Origin of the sequence: Ravibacter arvi (assembly GCF_039540405.1) — a bacterium.
Classification (GTDB): Bacteria; Bacteroidota; Bacteroidia; order Cytophagales; family Spirosomataceae; genus Ravibacter; species Ravibacter arvi.
In genome coordinates this window covers 183,032-198,507 of the sequence record NZ_BAABEY010000026.1, presented here as the reverse complement: position 1 = coordinate 198,507, position 15,476 = coordinate 183,032, and the positions used below count along the sequence as shown (strand labels likewise).

The 15,476-nt window shown below is 51.1% G+C and carries 15 protein-coding genes; 3 read left to right on the top strand and 12 right to left on the bottom strand.

Translation table 11 applies throughout. From position 1 onward, the window contains the following. Nucleotides 1-54 precede the first annotated feature (54 nt). The 6 genes from ABD852_RS15310 to ABD852_RS15285 form a co-directional block, all read right to left on the bottom strand. The gene (locus tag ABD852_RS15310) at nucleotides 55-189 is read right to left on the bottom strand and encodes a hypothetical protein (protein WP_345030451.1); all 135 of its coding nucleotides are present in this window, start codon (nucleotides 187-189) and stop codon (nucleotides 55-57) included. Continuing rightward, nucleotides 183-329: a hypothetical protein gene (locus ABD852_RS15305; protein WP_345030449.1), complete on the bottom strand. Its 147-nt coding sequence runs from the start codon at nucleotides 327-329 to the stop codon at nucleotides 183-185. The genes ABD852_RS15310 and ABD852_RS15305 overlap by 7 nt, the downstream gene beginning before the upstream one ends. A 582-nt stretch (nucleotides 330-911) precedes the next feature. Next, entirely contained in the window at nucleotides 912-1,082 is a 171-nt protein-coding gene (locus ABD852_RS15300) for a hypothetical protein (protein ID WP_345030447.1), read from the bottom strand. Nucleotides 1,083-1,158: 76 nt separating this feature from the next. Next, a complete protein-coding gene (locus ABD852_RS15295) occupies nucleotides 1,159-1,665 on the bottom strand; it encodes a transposase (protein WP_345030446.1) in 507 nt (168 codons plus the stop codon). A gap of 1 nt (nucleotide 1,666) precedes the next feature. Continuing rightward, nucleotides 1,667-2,134: a MarR family winged helix-turn-helix transcriptional regulator gene (locus tag ABD852_RS15290; RefSeq protein WP_345030444.1), complete on the bottom strand. Its 468-nt coding sequence runs from the start codon at nucleotides 2,132-2,134 to the stop codon at nucleotides 1,667-1,669. A 129-nt stretch (nucleotides 2,135-2,263) separates the two neighbouring features. Beyond that, nucleotides 2,264-2,662: a DoxX family membrane protein gene (locus ABD852_RS15285; RefSeq protein ID WP_345030443.1), complete on the bottom strand. Its 399-nt coding sequence runs from the start codon at nucleotides 2,660-2,662 to the stop codon at nucleotides 2,264-2,266. 195 nt (nucleotides 2,663-2,857) lie between these two features. On the opposite strand from ABD852_RS15285, the gene ABD852_RS15280 reads away from it, so the two are divergent. Then, a complete protein-coding gene (locus tag ABD852_RS15280; RefSeq protein WP_345030442.1) occupies nucleotides 2,858-3,955 on the top strand; it encodes a WD40/YVTN/BNR-like repeat-containing protein in 1,098 nt (365 codons plus the stop codon). On the opposite strand, the gene ABD852_RS15275 is transcribed toward ABD852_RS15280, so the two are convergent. The 3 genes from ABD852_RS15275 to ABD852_RS15265 form a co-directional block, all read right to left on the bottom strand. Continuing rightward, a complete protein-coding gene (locus tag ABD852_RS15275; protein ID WP_345030440.1) occupies nucleotides 3,899-4,969 on the bottom strand; it encodes a phytase in 1,071 nt (356 codons plus the stop codon). The two genes, ABD852_RS15280 and ABD852_RS15275, sit on opposite strands and share 57 nt — an antisense overlap. Before the next feature lie 16 nt (nucleotides 4,970-4,985). Continuing rightward, complete coding sequence (locus ABD852_RS15270; RefSeq protein ID WP_345030438.1) at nucleotides 4,986-7,814, bottom strand: TonB-dependent receptor; 2,829 nt, start codon at nucleotides 7,812-7,814, stop codon at nucleotides 4,986-4,988. Between the two features lie 145 nt (nucleotides 7,815-7,959). Next, complete coding sequence (locus tag ABD852_RS15265) at nucleotides 7,960-10,221, bottom strand: DUF7133 domain-containing protein (RefSeq protein ID WP_345030434.1); 2,262 nt, start codon at nucleotides 10,219-10,221, stop codon at nucleotides 7,960-7,962. Nucleotides 10,222-10,524: 303 nt separating this feature from the next. Here ABD852_RS15265 and ABD852_RS15260 point away from each other — a divergent pair, with 303 nt between their 5' ends. Together ABD852_RS15260 and ABD852_RS15255 are read left to right on the top strand one after the other, a co-directional pair. After that, entirely contained in the window at nucleotides 10,525-11,190 is a 666-nt protein-coding gene (locus ABD852_RS15260; protein WP_345030431.1) for a hypothetical protein, read from the top strand. Between the two features lie 62 nt (nucleotides 11,191-11,252). Then, nucleotides 11,253-12,125, top strand: coding sequence for a nucleotidyl transferase AbiEii/AbiGii toxin family protein (locus ABD852_RS15255; protein WP_345030428.1), 873 nt, complete (start codon nucleotides 11,253-11,255; stop codon nucleotides 12,123-12,125). Nucleotides 12,126-12,421: 296 nt separating this feature from the next. Here the strand turns inward: ABD852_RS15255 and ABD852_RS15250 are convergent, their stop codons facing one another. From ABD852_RS15250 to ABD852_RS15240, 3 genes are read right to left on the bottom strand one after another with little or no spacing between them, the layout of a single operon-like run. Continuing rightward, complete coding sequence (locus tag ABD852_RS15250; RefSeq protein WP_345030425.1) at nucleotides 12,422-13,096, bottom strand: ABC transporter ATP-binding protein; 675 nt, start codon at nucleotides 13,094-13,096, stop codon at nucleotides 12,422-12,424. A 4-nt stretch (nucleotides 13,097-13,100) separates the two neighbouring features. Then, nucleotides 13,101-14,366 (bottom strand): ABC transporter permease, encoded by a 1,266-nt coding sequence (locus ABD852_RS15245; protein WP_345030423.1) that lies wholly within the window; start codon nucleotides 14,364-14,366, stop codon nucleotides 13,101-13,103. 5 nt (nucleotides 14,367-14,371) lie between these two features. Next, nucleotides 14,372-15,472 carry an efflux RND transporter periplasmic adaptor subunit gene (locus ABD852_RS15240; RefSeq protein ID WP_345030421.1) on the bottom strand — a complete coding sequence of 367 codons (1,101 nt, stop codon included), beginning with the start codon at nucleotides 15,470-15,472 and terminating at the stop codon, nucleotides 14,372-14,374. Between the last annotated feature and the right edge of the window lie 4 nt (nucleotides 15,473-15,476).

The window sequence follows — 15,476 nt, the reverse complement described above, 5'->3', positions numbered from 1 at the left end:
GAAATGACAATGTGGCGGTATCCCCTGTTTGGGGGGGATTCCCCTTTCGGAAGGTCATCCCGACCGCAGCGGAGGGATCTCCTGCTCCCTGCACCCATCCCTTTCAGAGGGCTTTTTTATAGCAACAGGAGATCCTTCGACTCCGCTGCGCTCCGCTTCAGGATGACCATCCGGCAGATGCGCTACCATTGACAACAACAGGTTTGGCGCCGCTCCAACCGGATGGTCATCCCGACCGTAGCGGAGGGATCTCCCGCTCCCTGCACCAAGTCCCTTTCAGAGGACTTTTTTATAGCAACAGGAGATCCTTCAGTTCCACTGCGTTCCATTCAGGATGACCATCCGGCAGATGCGCTACCATTGACAACAACAGGTTTGGTGCCGCACTAACCGGAGGGTCATCCCGACCGCAGTGGAGGGATCTCCCGCTCCCTGCACCAAATCCATTTCAGAGGGCTTTTTATAGCAATGGGAGATCCTTCGACTCCGCTGCGCTGCGCTCAGGATGACCGTCCGGCAGACGCGCTACCATTGACAACAACAGGTTTGGCGCCGCTCCAACCGGACGGTCATCCCGACCGCAGCGGAGGGATCTCCCGCTCCCTGCACCAAGTCCATTTCAGAGGGCTTTTTATAGCAATGGGAGATCCTTCGACTCCGCTGCGCTGCGCTCAGGATGACCGTCCAGCAGATGCACTACCATTGACAACAACAGGTTTGGCGCCGCTCCACCCGGACGGTCATCCCGACCGCAGCGGAGGGATCTCCCGCTCCCTGCACCAAGTCCATTTCAGAGGGCTTTTTATAGCAATGGGAGATCCTTCGACTCCGCTGCGCTGCGCTCAGGATGACCATCCGGCAGATGCGCTACCATTGACAACAACAGGTTTGAAGCCGCTCCAACCGGAGGGTCATCCCGACCGCAGTGGAGGGATCTCCCGCTCCCTGCACCCATCCCTTTCAGAGGACTTTTTTACAGCAACAGGAGATCCTTCGACTCCGCTGCGCTCCGCTTCAGGATGACCGTCCGGGTGGCGCCCGCAGGCTTCCACACAACCATTGAAAATAACAAGAATGGGCACTCCGACCCGACAATCATCCTGACCCTATTGGAGGGGTCTCTCCCTTTCAGCGCCCAACCGTCCGGTTCAGTATGGATCAGGGCCGGAGGCCGAAAAGTTTTACACAAAGCGGAACCAACCCAAATGAAACCGCCATAAAAATGGCCACGCGTATATAGTTAAGTGTTTGCCACAACGAGGTCAGCTTCACCAGGTCGGCCCCGGCCGGTCCGCCGGTTTCGGCGATCTTTTGAAAATGAATAATGTTAGGAGCGAAGTACATGAGCGTCCAGATCCGCACGACGACGTGAACCGCAAACAAAACCAGGAGCCAGCTTCGGACCGGCTCTATTCGCCAGCAAAAAGCAATGGCCAGAATAAACGTAAGCTCGTGCAGGGAATGGAAGACTATCCAGAACACTTTTAAGCTGCCGCCGTTCCCGTCCAGTAAAATGCTAAAATTATCAGGCGGCGACGAGGTCCACTTGGGGACGAGTACCAGCGTTTCAAAAATCTGCGCACCATTCATCATAAAATAAATGAGCGTGGTAGCAGAAAGCCATATTTCGGCTCTTGTCAGGTAGCTTGCTGTATAATTTTCCATATTAGTCATTCGGTTTGCTGTTTAACTGGTCCGCTGTTGCCTTCATCAGGGTGGTCGCTTCGACGAAATACCGCTTGATAGACCGGATTTCGTCTTCAGAAAAGGAGGAAATAAGGGCTAAAGTTTTCTCCTGCAATTCGCTGAAAAGAGGCGTCAGCAGCTTCATGCTGTTTTCGACATCCGGAACAATGATTACTTTTCGCCTGTCATCCTGTGTGAACTTCCGCTTCAAAAGCTGCTTCTTTTCCAGGCGGTCGATCAAACCGGTTACCGCGCCGGTCGTCAGCCCGGTCAGCCGGGATAGATCGCCGGCCGTCAATTCCTTGTAGGGGAGCATCAGCCCCAGGTATTTGTGATCTGCTCCGGAAAGCCCCGCCTTCCGCGCAATGGCTTCGTGCATGAAAATCGATGCATCGGAATATTCGCGGCTCGCCGCTCTGAACTCGTCGATAACTGAATTGCTTTTCATTTTCTTATCAAATAAGTATCTTAGTAACAAAGATAAATAACTTGTAACGAGAAAATCAAATGCGGATCGCAGTTTTTGTTGCAGCGGATAATTGAAGCCGGCCGCCGGTTTAAAAAAATGAAAGGAGAACTATCGACCTCTTTGAGCCGCCAGAAAGAATGCTGCGGCGCTCCCCACCCATACCGAATAATCGAGCGGGGCTTTTACTCCCAGTGAGATCGTCATGGACAATGCAAAGATCATCAGAAGTACGCCTGTGCCGATTGCCGCCTCCCTTGTCCTGAAACCGGAAATCAGCATTACCGAGAATACAATTTCAAAAAAGGTAGCAGCATAAGCCGAAAACTTGCTCAAAATGCCGGGTAGGAAAAAAGTAAGCTCGGTTGTGTACTTTTCAAAGTTTTGCCAATTGCCCCAACCGGACTGTGCGCCCCAAAAGCCAAACCTGTCCGCAACCGCCGAGAGCATCGTCACGGCAATGGCAATTCTTAAAAAAATTCTGGCAGACGATTCCATTTTGCGGGCCATTTGTTTTGAACTGAATTGAGAACAGAGGTTGGGCATACGGATACCCTACGACGCCATTCGGGAAAAGTACGGATTTTTCCGAATGACGCAGCATTGTTCCGTCAATGTTAAAAAGAATGTGCGCCAAGAATTTTCCGTGCCCGGATTTTATCTTAACTTAATGAGGATGAATTGATTGATTTTCAACAAGAGCTTATGAAGGCAATAGTTTCAGTCGCTACACTCCTACTAATGGGGTTGGGTTCGTGCAGCACGCAAACGAATAGCGAGACCAGACCCGCTTCCGTCGTTGCCGGCGCTCCTCTTCCCGGCGCTGACGATTCCGAGGAAATAGTACACGGAATCGTTTACTTTTCCACCGATAACGGACTGACGTGGAAAAATAAAAGCAAGGGACTGCCCGCCGAGACCAGCATCGGACTGGGCGGAATTGCCGTTTCCGGCAACCGGCTTGCACTGCTATCCAAACATAACGGGCTTTATTTTTTTGACAGCCGGGAAGACAAATGGATGAATATCCCAACCGACCAACAGCTGATTCAAAACAATCCTGGCGCGTTGCTGTTTTACCAAGACCGCATTTATGCAGGAACGCAATCGGGCGGCGTCTTTTACTCGGATAACGATGGAAAGAGCTGGTCAACATTGAACACCGGTTTGAATAGCCTCACAATAAGGAAATTTGCCGAAATCGACCACACGCTCTACGCAGCAACTAACTCCGGACTTTATGCCTACAATAATCAGCGCAATGAGTGGGAACTGGAATATGGAAACAACACCCTGCAGGTAAACGGCCTGACCGTATTTGACGGGAAAATTTATATTGCTACCAGCCAGGGAGCGTTCAGCTCGCCAACCGGAAGGAGAGACTGGAAAAAAATCTTTTCAAACGGCGCTTTACACAATATTGGTTCGGACGATAAAGCGTTGTACGCGATGGTTTACAATGAGCTGTTTTCATCTTTTGACAAAGGCAGCAGCTGGCAAAAGATCCAAACGGGCCTGCCAGCCGGTCTTTATACATTCAATGTCATTCCATTCAACAACACCATCCTGGCGGGGCAATGGGATGGCGTCTACCGAAAAGACAAAGGCTCCGGTAGCTGGAAATTTTCCGGCACCGGATTGCCTGAGCGGTTAGCCGTCACCAATATGACAGGTTATGCCGGGACTATCGTTGTAAGTGGCAGTGAAAGAAAACTGCGGACCGGAATGAGCGCCGATCAACACCGCTTACTCCTCCCCGACCAGGTCTGCAAAGCTGTAATAATGAAAGACTTTTCCTTCTGACATCGCTACGAAAAGGCCTTTCGGAAACCTCGGGTCCAGCGGCAACGCCGTCACTTCCGAGCCGTCGCTTTGCTGTGTAGATACCCTGACGATCTTCACCGCTTCATGGCGATGCGGATCGTTGCGTGCCCCCTCTCTTCTGTAAATATGAAACTGGTTGGCCGACTGGTCGGAAACCAGGATATACCCGGTTTTATCGCCCGACTTGTAGATCGAAATCCCTTCGTTATCTTCGGTGTAGGCGGCGGCGGGGATCAAAGCAAGTTCCGCGCCGGTGCTGTCCGGACTGGCATAATATTTCCTGACACCTACCTGCTCGTCCGAATAATACACGTAACCCAATTCATTGTCAACTGCAACCGATTCGATTTCCTTTTTCCCGCTGTACTTCCCGAACTTACGCACAAGCCTGGCGGTCACCTGTCCTTTGCCGTTGTCACTGAGCCGATACTGCCAGAGGTAGCCGTCCGAAGGGCCGTCTTTCCTGCTTATAATCGCAAAAATAGCATGGTCCGACGGGCGTGTGTACAGGGCGACGCCCATCGGTGCGCGCAGGCTATCCCCTTCAAAAACCGGTAACCCTCCCGGCGCCACCTCTTTCATGTCCGGTAAACGGTATACCCGTATCGAATTGGTTTCACGCTCGGTTGCTACAGCAACATCTACCGGCTTCCCGCCAAGCACCAGGCCATAGGCTACATCCACGTTATTCGGTCGTTTAAGATTCCGGACCGTCTTGTCTTCCTGTATTTTGCCATCCAGGCCGAATACGTATAACCCACCGTCGGAGTCTTTGTCTGTTCCGATAATAAGGCTTTTTGCCGGATCGGCAGGGTTAATCCAAATAGCCGGGTCGTCGGTATCATGCGCTACCGTATCGGTAATCACTACCGGGCGTATCGCACCCGTATCGGCGGAAAAAGCAGTAGCTTGCTCCGTTACTTTTCCGGGCTGGCCGGTACATGCCCACAGTAGCGCAAAGGCCGCCATAATGGTCAACGGTGCTGATCTCATAGCCTTGGTCATCGGTTTATCGGGTCAGGTCAAATTTTATACCAAGGTTATAACGCGGGCGGTAATATTCTGCCTGCAATGTCCGCGAAGCAATGCCCTGATAGTAGCGAAGCGGCTGGTTGGAGAGGTTATTGGCTTCGGCAAAAACACGTAGTACTTTGGTCAGTTTGTAGGATGCGTTGGCATCGACAAAAAACTGCTTGTCGTAATACACGTCCCCGAACTCGTCCCCTCCGAGCGCGTCAAGATAGGCAGCTGTATAGTTGGCCGAGACGCGGGCCGAAAACTTCTTGTCTTCCCAGGAAAGCGAGGCATTGAACATGTGTGGAGCCGTACCCGGCAGCGTCACATCTGTTCTTGCGTCGCCGTCGGCATTGTATACCCCGTCAGCAAATGACTTTGTGTAGGTATAATTTGCATAAATCCCGAAGTTCCTGAGAAACCCCGGCAGGAAATCCAGCTGCCTCTGGAACGCTACCTCCAACCCGAACACATTTACATTTTCACCGTTGCGGGACTGGTAAAAATCCCAGCGCTCACCCTCCGGGATAGGGTTCGATGCATTCCCGAAATCGGCGGTAAAGTCTGCCGTCGTATATTGCTGGTTGCGGTAGGTATATATGAAATTCTTCAGATTTTTATAAAACAGTCCTCCGGAAATCAGGCCGACGGATTCAAAATAATTTTCGGCCATAAAATCAAAGTTCCAGGAGTAGGTAGCCTTCAGGTCAGGGTTGCCGGCCTGTATTTCCTTATCATCGGGAATGGTGCTGATATAGGGAGCCAGGGCGTAGTAATTCGGTCGTGCCAGGGCGGTCGTAGCCGCGAGGCGAAGCACGAGGTGATCGGTGGCATTGTATTTGAAAGACAGGTTGGGCAGAACATTCAGGTAGTCGTTCGCTACCGAACGGGTGCCCGTTAGCTCCTCCTCGTCTTTAATGACGTTCCCGGTATAGTCGATGGAGGTGTTTTCCAGCCTGGCGCCCAGGATCATGGAAAGGTCGCTGGTCAGGTCCTGGTCCCAGCGGACGTACCCCGCCAGGATGTGCTCCTTCGCCCGGTAATTGACGCCCAGGAATTCCGAAGGCACAGCCTCGCTTTCAAATTGGGCACGGTCATTGAAATCCAGCCCGCCCAGGAACGCCTTGCTGGCAAAAAGGCCCGGAACGAGATGGCTGCCCGCCTGGAAGTTGTCGCCCGGCCAGGTTACATTCGGCACACTACCCAGCGTTGCGAAGCGGTCTTCGTCGACGGGTACCTGTTCAAAAAAGTTATTATTTCGTTCCTTCGCTTTGATTCTTACCCTTCCGCCGAAACGCAGGCGGCCTTTCCGCGACGGGATCGCCGAAAGCGGGAGCCTGAAATTGAGGCGCGCACCGAATTCGGTTTCGTCCGTATAGTCATGGTTCTCGGTAATTTCGCTCAGGCCAATCGCCGCTGAATTTTCACCGGACGGCGTAAAAAGCGGTGCGCGGCTGTCCCCGTTGTAAGTAAGGTCATAACCGCCTTTCCGGTACAGGATGTAACGTTCGTTAGGACGGTCTTCGCTTGCAATGGAGTAGGAAGCGCTCCAGTCCATATCCAGTTTCGACCCCCAGAGATGGTCTCCCCTCAGGGCATAGTTCTGTACCCGCTGGTCTTCGAGGCGGCCCATTTTATTGCGCGAATTATCGATCCCGCCCTTTGTCTGCCGGCCGATACGCCCGGTGTAGCCCGTAATAGTATTGCCGGCATCATATTCCGGTTCAATTTTATCGATCCTCAGCCGGTAGCGGTTTTCGCGGTCGTCACGCCAGTTGTACATGGCATTGGCCGTAATCGTATGATGCTTCCCCAGCTTGAAATCAAACGCCGCCGAAAGACTTCTCCTGATGCGCTGCACGTCATATTTGCGGATGTCGGTCTCATTGACGTAAACGTTGCCATGTTCGTCCTTGTCCCAGATCGCCTCCACGTCGTCGGAGCCATAGGTATTGTTATTATACGAGCCGCTGAGCACTATCCCGACGGCGTTATTGGCAAACCTGTTCCCGTAGACAAACCCACCGGTGTAAAGCGCTTTTCCCCTTATGGGGTTGAATCCCCCGGAAAGCGTCCCGGAAATACGCTGCCCATTCGGAGCCGCCCGCGTAATGAGGTTAACCGACCCGCCGATTGCGTCAGCGTCCATATCAGGGGTGAGTGTTTTATTAACCTCGATCGTCGAAATCATGTCCGACGGGATAAGGTCCATCTGTATGCGACGGTTATCGCCTTCGGCAGAAGGAATACGATCCCCGTTCAGGGTAACGGAGTTGAGTTCGGGCGCAAGACCTCTTACAATGATATTCCTGGCTTCTCCCTGGTCATTCTGCATGGTAACGCCTGGGACACGCTTCAGGGCATCACCGATATTGGCGTCGGGAAAACGCCCTACCTGGTCGGACGAAATTACATTGGTAACATTTTCATTATTGCGTTGCTGGCTGAGCGCCCTGGCTTGTCCCTTCAGGCGGTCGCCCATAATGATGACCTCGGCCATATCAAGGCCGCCATCCTCCAGCACAATTTTATGTTCGGTCACGCTGCCTGCCGTTACCGCTGCCGGCAAAGTAAAATTTTTGTATCCTATATAAGTAACCGACAGGGTGTATTCTCCTGCAGGAACATTTAAAAACTCGAATCTTCCGTAGGCATCGCTGACGGTATTAATGTCTCCGGGAACCAGTTTCAGCGTAGCCCCGGGCAACGACAGTTTTTCGCTGTCCATTACATTTCCCTTCAGCAATCCCTTCTGAGCCAGCGCCTGGCCACTACGGAAAAAGCAGAAGATCGGAATCAGAAGTAAGCAGATGTATCGGTTCATATGGAAAATTTAGTTGAAAATCCCCCAAAATTCCCCCGACACCGTTAACTGACCATTACCCCAGTATTATCTGATTTTTAAAAGGTATCCGGAGATCCCTTGAGATTACCGGACCTGAGACGAAACCGTACCGTCCTGTTTCCTTTTACTTTTCAGAATCGTTCATTTCCAGCAAGTGCTGTTCCGTTAGCGTCTTTACCGGTTTTCTTTGTCTCAACACTTTGATTTCTTCCGGCTTAACCCGCGGAAGACCGTAACGAAGCTTCGGATCTGCTGCGACAAATGAATTATGTAAATAATCCATGATGCCCGCAATCTCTTCATCCGAAAAAATATCCCTGAATTTAGGCATCGCGCCATTAAACTGGTGCAGCTTGCCATTCACATGGATAGGCCCTTCCAAACCATTTAAAATGATCATTCCCAACCGCGCATTCGGGCCGCTCACATATTCAGACCCTCTCAGGGGCGGAGCAACGTGTTCAATCCCCTCTCCGTCCGGACCGTGGCAGCCGGCGCAGGTGCTCCGGTAGATCACAAGCCCTTTCTGCAACCCCGGTGTAGGTATTTTTCGTTGTACAAAAATTGAATGTTTGTTGTTCTCCCGCCTGTTTTTAATAGATTGATCCAGCAACGAATCGATCACACTATCCGGCTCGGCCGCATCAGTTTTGAACTGTTCTTCCAGGCCTTCGAGGCTACCGATCACAGCTTCCTGGAAAACACGGCTTTCCGGATATTTACGCGACAGTTTTTTCAGCAAAGGCAAAAATGCGGCCGGCGATGCCGTAGCCCAGGGCCCCATTGAAGCCGCCAGGTAAAGATTGATAACGGTATCGTTCCTTGCAATTAAATCGTCGGCCAACTTTTGCATTGCTTCAAGATGATCGCCGGTTTGATACCGACCCAAAAGCAAAAGGGCATGTGCAGACCGCATCGGTACTCCGGAGGCGGCAATTTTTCGCAGCAAGTCAAAAGACAGGGCGTTAAGCCCTTCCAATGTGTACAGGGCATGTATCGACGCTATCGTATCGGTAGCACTCTGCGCCAGCTGTTCCAGTTCCGGGATTGCCGACCGCTGTTCTTTGAAGATCAGCAATTGCTGGGCCCTGTCCCTGGTCCAGCCGTTAGGACTTTTCAACAGCGAGACCAGCTCAGCAGCTGAGGCTTCGTTCAACCGGGGAAGGCCTCCCAGTTTTTTATCCTTGCTTTTTACCCGCAATATACGCCCCGCACTCAAAAGGGTATCCAGCTTTTTATGCGTAATCCCTTCGCGGTAGTAGGGAGTTGCCGAAACCTTATGCTGCATAACACCTCGGTGCATATCCACCACGTACAAGGCGCCATCCGGACCATTCGACAGGTTTACCGGGCGAAAACCTTCGTCTTTCGAAGCAATAAATTCCTTGTCGTTCCAGGCCTGGGCGGCTGTGGTTTTCAAACTTTCAAACGTCAGCACATTACGCTTGACGAGGTTAGCCTGCGGTTCGCAAACAAAGGCATTCCCGGCATAACCGGCCGGAAACTGGTCCCCACGATAGACCAGAGGCCCGCAGGCCGCCGTAAATCTTACCAAAACACTGTCCTGGTTAAGTACTCCTGTCACATAGCCCCGGTTTACTGTCGTAGGATGCAAAGGATACACGCGCTGATCTGTTGTCAGAACTTTGTTGATGGTCTCCTGGGGTTTCATGTACTGATTGCCGGTCAAGGCGTTGGGCAGCACGTAGTCGCCGACCAGCTGTACCTCATTATAGCCGTAGTAAAGTCGCCCGACATTGTCTTTTGTAATACCGAACTGCCCTCGGAACGGGGTTGGCTCGTGGATCCATTTTCCATCTCTGAGCTGGTAACGCGTAGTGGAATAGGCGCTGTATATCCAGTTATCAATATTCATCAGCAACCCGTTGGCCTGGTTTTCCGGGTTGGAATACTGATCTGTGTACAGCGAATCCACAAGCACCCTTTTACCGGGTTTGTCATTGTTTATTTCCACAAACCACAGGTTGGGAGGTTCGGCATACAATACGCCCCCGTAAACAAGCGCCAGAGCCCGGGGAAGCACGAGACTATCCAGGAACACCCGGGCGTTGCGCGCTCTCCCCTGCCCGTCAAAACCGTCCACAATACTGATCCTTCCGTTCGGCACTTCTTCTCCCGTTCCGGCGATATTGGGCATAAAGCCCCGCATTTCAACTACCCACATCCTGCCCTGGTTGTCAAAATCCATAGCGACGGGGGCCTCGATCAGCGGCTCAGAAGCCGCCAACTGTAGTTCAAAACCGTCCGCAACGGTATACTGGTCAAAAGAGGCTGCAGAATCTTTATCAGCGCTGTTCGTACATGCGCCTATCAACAGTGTGGCACAAAAAAAGAGGAAGAATTCCCTCCTGCCTTCTATAAACATACCTTGATTTTAACGGTTTGATTTTAATACACGAATGACTTTACCTAATAATCGCTATAAGGGCTGCAATTTACTGATCTCCCCATCGAAAAAAACGGAAAGTAGCTTGCCGGGGAATTCCGGGCAAGGGATTACAGCTTGCCGGCCAGCCAAATGCTTGCCAAAGAAATTAACTTCCGGTGTTAGTCAGCCCCCCCGGTAGTTTAACAAGAATCTGGGTTACCCTGTATACCACTGACAAAAAGACAATAATACAAACCAACATAACTATCTATATTATTGTTATTTATACTCATATAATGCATGAATTTTAAATTATTTTTCTTGCAAATTCCGATGACATATGGTATATTTGAAGAAAGGGGGAACTACATGAAAGCAGCAGAGTTAAAAAAGCATCTGAAAAAGGGGGAAGTCTACCGTAGAAGCGAGCTGGCCAAGTGGTCTAACGCGGTGGATCGCCATTTGGGCATACTCGAAACAGAAGGGGCCTTACAGAAACTTTCTCCGGGGCTATACTATGCGCCTAAGGAAACCGCTTTCGGAATAGCTCCTCCCGACGAATACAAGGTGGTGCGTAGCTTTCTCAAAGACGACCGTTTTTTGCTCACTTCCCCTAATAGTTATAATAACTTAGGTGTGGGTACTACCCAGCTTTATAATGCGCGTACTGTCTACAACCATAAGCGGCACGGAGCGTTCAAGCTGGGGAACAGGAAATTTTTCTTTCACAAAAAGTCTCACTTCCCTAAAAAGGCAACAGAAGAGTTTTTACTGGTTGACCTTGTAAACAATCTGGATTCGTTGGCGGAAGACAAAGAGTTTGTACTCCAGAACGTCTTCAAAAAAGCAATGACTATGAATCTGAAAAAACTGAGGCGCTCAGTGATAGAGTATGGTAGCGTGAAAGCGAAAAAGCTATTTTCTCCGCTTTTTGCCAATGAAGAAAATATGAGCCATGCCATCTGAGTACCTGCATAGTCACAGAGATTTTCCGGATTTGTTAAGGATCATGGAAAAAGAAACCGGGATTGATAGAAAAGGATTACTGGATCATGCAGGTATTACATGGACTGACCGAGCAAGGATTTAGTTTCGAGCTTAAGGGTGGTACGTCCCTTTCTAAAGGCTACCAAATCATCGATATATTTTCTGAGGACATTGACATCCATATCAAGGCTCCGGCCGGGCTTAAGGTCAACGAGAATCCAAAGAACACCAAAGCAAGTGCTGTAGAAAGCCGTAAATTTTTTTATGACTGGCTTGCAGAGGAAATCCACATCGATGGTATCGTATCCGTTGAGCGGGACACTTCTTTTGATGATATCGAGCATTATCGCAGTGGTGGAATACGACTACGGTATCGCAGCGTCACCGACGTGATCGAAGGAGTTAAGGAAGGGATTCTATTGGAAGCAGGGTTTGACACCGTTACCCCCAACCGGAAAATAACCATATCCTCCTGGGCTTTTGATAGAGCACATGCAAACCCCAAAATAAAAATTAGCGACAATCGCGCCGCGGATGTCATCTGCTATCATCCCGGATACACGTTTGTTGAAAAACTTCAGACCATCGCAACAAAATTCCGGCAAGAACAACAGGGAGCTAAACCCAAGGCCAATGTGATGAGGCAGTATTACGACCTGTCACGTTTGTTGGGCCATGAAGATGTACGAAAATTTATAGGTACACCAGAATACAATACGCACAAACAGGCTAGATTCCCCTCGAAAGACTTAGAAATACCGATCCGGGATAACCAAGCTTTTTTGCTTAGCGATCCGGTATTACGCGACCGTTATCGAAAGCGATTTGAAAATACTGCTTCACTGTATTATAAGGGACAACCGGACTTTGAAGAAGTTATGAGCATAATACTTAGCCACCTGGGAGGTCTGTAGGAGGTAGACAACCTGGTCTTTGTGAATTATGTGCGGGGATGCTCGTTTGGCAACTACTGACTCGCTGCAATTAAAAGGCATTGGAAAATTCACGTTTCGAGCCCCCGGATAAATAAAATACCTCCCCAAAAGTGAGATGACATGAAAACCGAAAAGAACAGTTATTCGCAGCAGGTTCAGCGTCAATTTTCACGATCAGGGAATCCGTACAGTTGCACGACGCAAATATCCCGAAGGTCTCCCTTAATATTGTCGCTCATATCAAAGACCTTCAGGGCATTCCGGGACAGGCGAAACTATCCTTCAACAATCTTGCCGTCAGCCATATGGATCCTCCGGTCGGCCCGGCGGGCGAAATCATCGTCGTGCGTAACGACCAGGACAGTCTGCTGCCTTTCTTTGGCCAGCTCTCTGAAAAGGTTGAAAACGGTAGCGCTGTTGGCACTATCCAGGTTGCCGGTAGGTTCGTCACCCATCACGATCAGCGGGTCGTTGATTAGCGCCCTTGCAATCGCCACACGCTGCTGCTGCCCTCCCGAGAGCAACGCAGCCCGCTTGGTAGCCTGGCTATCCACGTCCAGAAGCCTTAGAAGATCCATGGCACGCTGCTCTATCCGGTCGGCAGGGAACGCACCCAGCTTGCGGGCGGGAAGCATCACATTTTCCAGTGAAGTAAACTCCGGGAGCAGATAGTGAAACTGAAACACAAACCCGATATGACGGTTGCGGAATGCAGCCAGCCAGCGGTTTGTCTTCCCTTTCATCTGCTCACCATTAATCCGGATACTCCCGTCGAAGTCAGTGTCCATCGTCGACAGCAGGTACAATAAAGTCGATTTGCCGCTACCGGACTTCCCCGTAATGGCCACGAACTCGCCTGCTTCCACCTGGAAGCCGACGTTATTGAGTACCTGGTTCCGGACAGGTTCGCTAAAGTACTTATTGAGGTTCGCAACTTCCAGTAGGTTCATAGGACTATCCTCTTAAAATAGAAATGGGGTCCATCTTTGCCGCTTTCCTGGACGGCAAATATCCCGACAGCGCGGTTGTCAATATACCGAATGTGAAACCGGTGACGTAGTAAACCAGTTTGAAACTGACCGGGAGATGATCAAGCGTTATCATTACGTCACTGTGGAACGGCACTTTCGACACTGCATACGAGATAAGAAAACCGAATACCAGGCCCATTACCGCTCCTACCGCCCCAATCACCAGGGCCTGGGTCAGGAAAATCCCCCTCACATCCGAATCGGAAAAGCCGGTTGCTTTCAAGATCGCGATCTCCTTCATTTTTTCATAGATCATCATGGTCAGGATGTTAAAGATCCCGAACCCCGCAACCAGCAAAATCGTACCGGCGACGCCGTAAACGATCATCCTCCGCAGCACATCTCCCTCCAAAAGTGAGGCGTTGTCTTTTTTCCAATCGGAACCCTGGTAATTGTAGCGGGCCTGCAATTCCCGTGACATTTCCGGCGCCAGCTCTTTGTCAAACAGCTTGACTTTTACTTCTGTAAGGTAAGAGGCAGGAACACCCAACAGTTTTTGAACCGTTTTTATGCTGGCATAGCACTGCAGTTTATCGATGTCTGTGAGGCCGGTTTTGAAAATGCCGGCTACTATTACCGGGAAATTACCGCCTTTCTCAGTGGTGATCAGGACCTGGTCGCCGGTTTTTACGTTCAGCTGCCTGGCCAGTCCCACCCCCATCAAAATACTATTGGTCTTCACGCTGATTTCGGAGTAGCTGCCTTCGATGACCTTGCCGGAAAGATCGAATAATTTATCTTCCATCCCGGGATCAATGCCGTTGATTTTGCCATTTAACGAAGAGGAGCCCAGCCTGAAAAACACTTGCGTCGTAACCGCGCCCGACGCGGCCTGAACACGGCGGTCGGCTTGCAGAATGTCCAGCACCTGGTTGACGTCCTTCAGGTTGAGCAGGATGTCTTTGGGTTTCTGGTGGTGTACCAGATTAACGTCGCCCGGAAAATGCCTGTCCAGCAAAGACTGATCGGCCAGCTGCACTTCGTTGTACAATCTGAGATGGGGTGATTGCTGAAAAACTACATCCTGGGTGTACTCGTTCGTCCCCTGGATGAAGCTGACCATAAAAATGAACACGGTAATTCCGAAGGCCACTCCCACAGTGGCAACCAGGGTCTGCCGTAGCCTGGCCTTCATGTAAGTGACAGCGATAGAAGCTGACAGGACAATATTGGTAAGCCGTCTTTTCATGTCCGTCACGGGGCTTGTTCATAAACAAGGTCGCCGGCTTTCAGCCCGCTTTTAATCTCGGTCCACTGGCCGCTCCTGACGCCCGCATTCATTTTCCGTTTGATCACCCTGCCGTCGGCGCCTGCCGTCCATACCGAATCTCCCGGCTGCAGGAATGCGGTAGGGATAGCCAGTGTATTACTCTGCTCGCGGATAAGGATATTGGCCTCCACAGACGATTGAGGGAAAAAACTACCGGTATCGGTAACAGTGGCTTCCACCTTGAAGCTCCGGTTTTCCTTTTGTATCACCGGCACAATCTTGCTCACTATTGCGCTGAACTGCCTGCCTTCAAAGGCGTCGGTTTCAAAAAAGACTTTTTGGCCAGGCTTTACACGGGCAATGTCCCGCTCATCCACCAGCAGTTCCAGTTTGAACCGATCGCCGGTACCGGTCAGCAGAATCGCATCGCCCGCCCCGGCCGTACTCCCTTCCGTGTAATAAATGCTGAATACCTTGCCGTCGATACTACTGGTAAGCACGTTCACTTCCCTGAGGCGACGCAGCTCGGCGAGCTGCCGGCTTACTGAAAGCACCCGCTCCTTTTGATCGGCGCGCAGCGCTTCGTACTGGTATTGCAGGTTTTTATATTCAGTCAGGCTAGCCTGCGCCCTGATCGCCCTGTTTTCCGCTTCCTGTGCAGGGACGGCCTTTTCCGCGGCGAGCTCCCGGTACTTTTGGGCCTCAGCCAAATCGTGATCGTACTGCTCTCTGGCAAGAACCGCCCTCTGGCGCAGCTCCAGGCTTTTTGCCGAACTATCGGATGCATTCTCACGCGCCAGCCGGAGCTGTTTACCGAGGATGTCCAATTGAGCGTCCTGGCTCGGCTGGCCCAGCACGGCGAGTATCTGGCCTTTTTGTACCCGCTCACCCTGCGCCACCATGATCTTCAGGATCCGTTCCCCGGAAACAGCGCTAATCACCTCATATTGGCCGGGCATAATCTCGCCGGAGGCATAAACTGCCTCGTTAACGGCTTTTGTGGTTACCTTATAGCCGGCCGGTTCCTTTTTACAGGAGACCAGGGCCCCCAGGCCTGCCAGCGCCAATGCATAAAACTTCTTCATACAT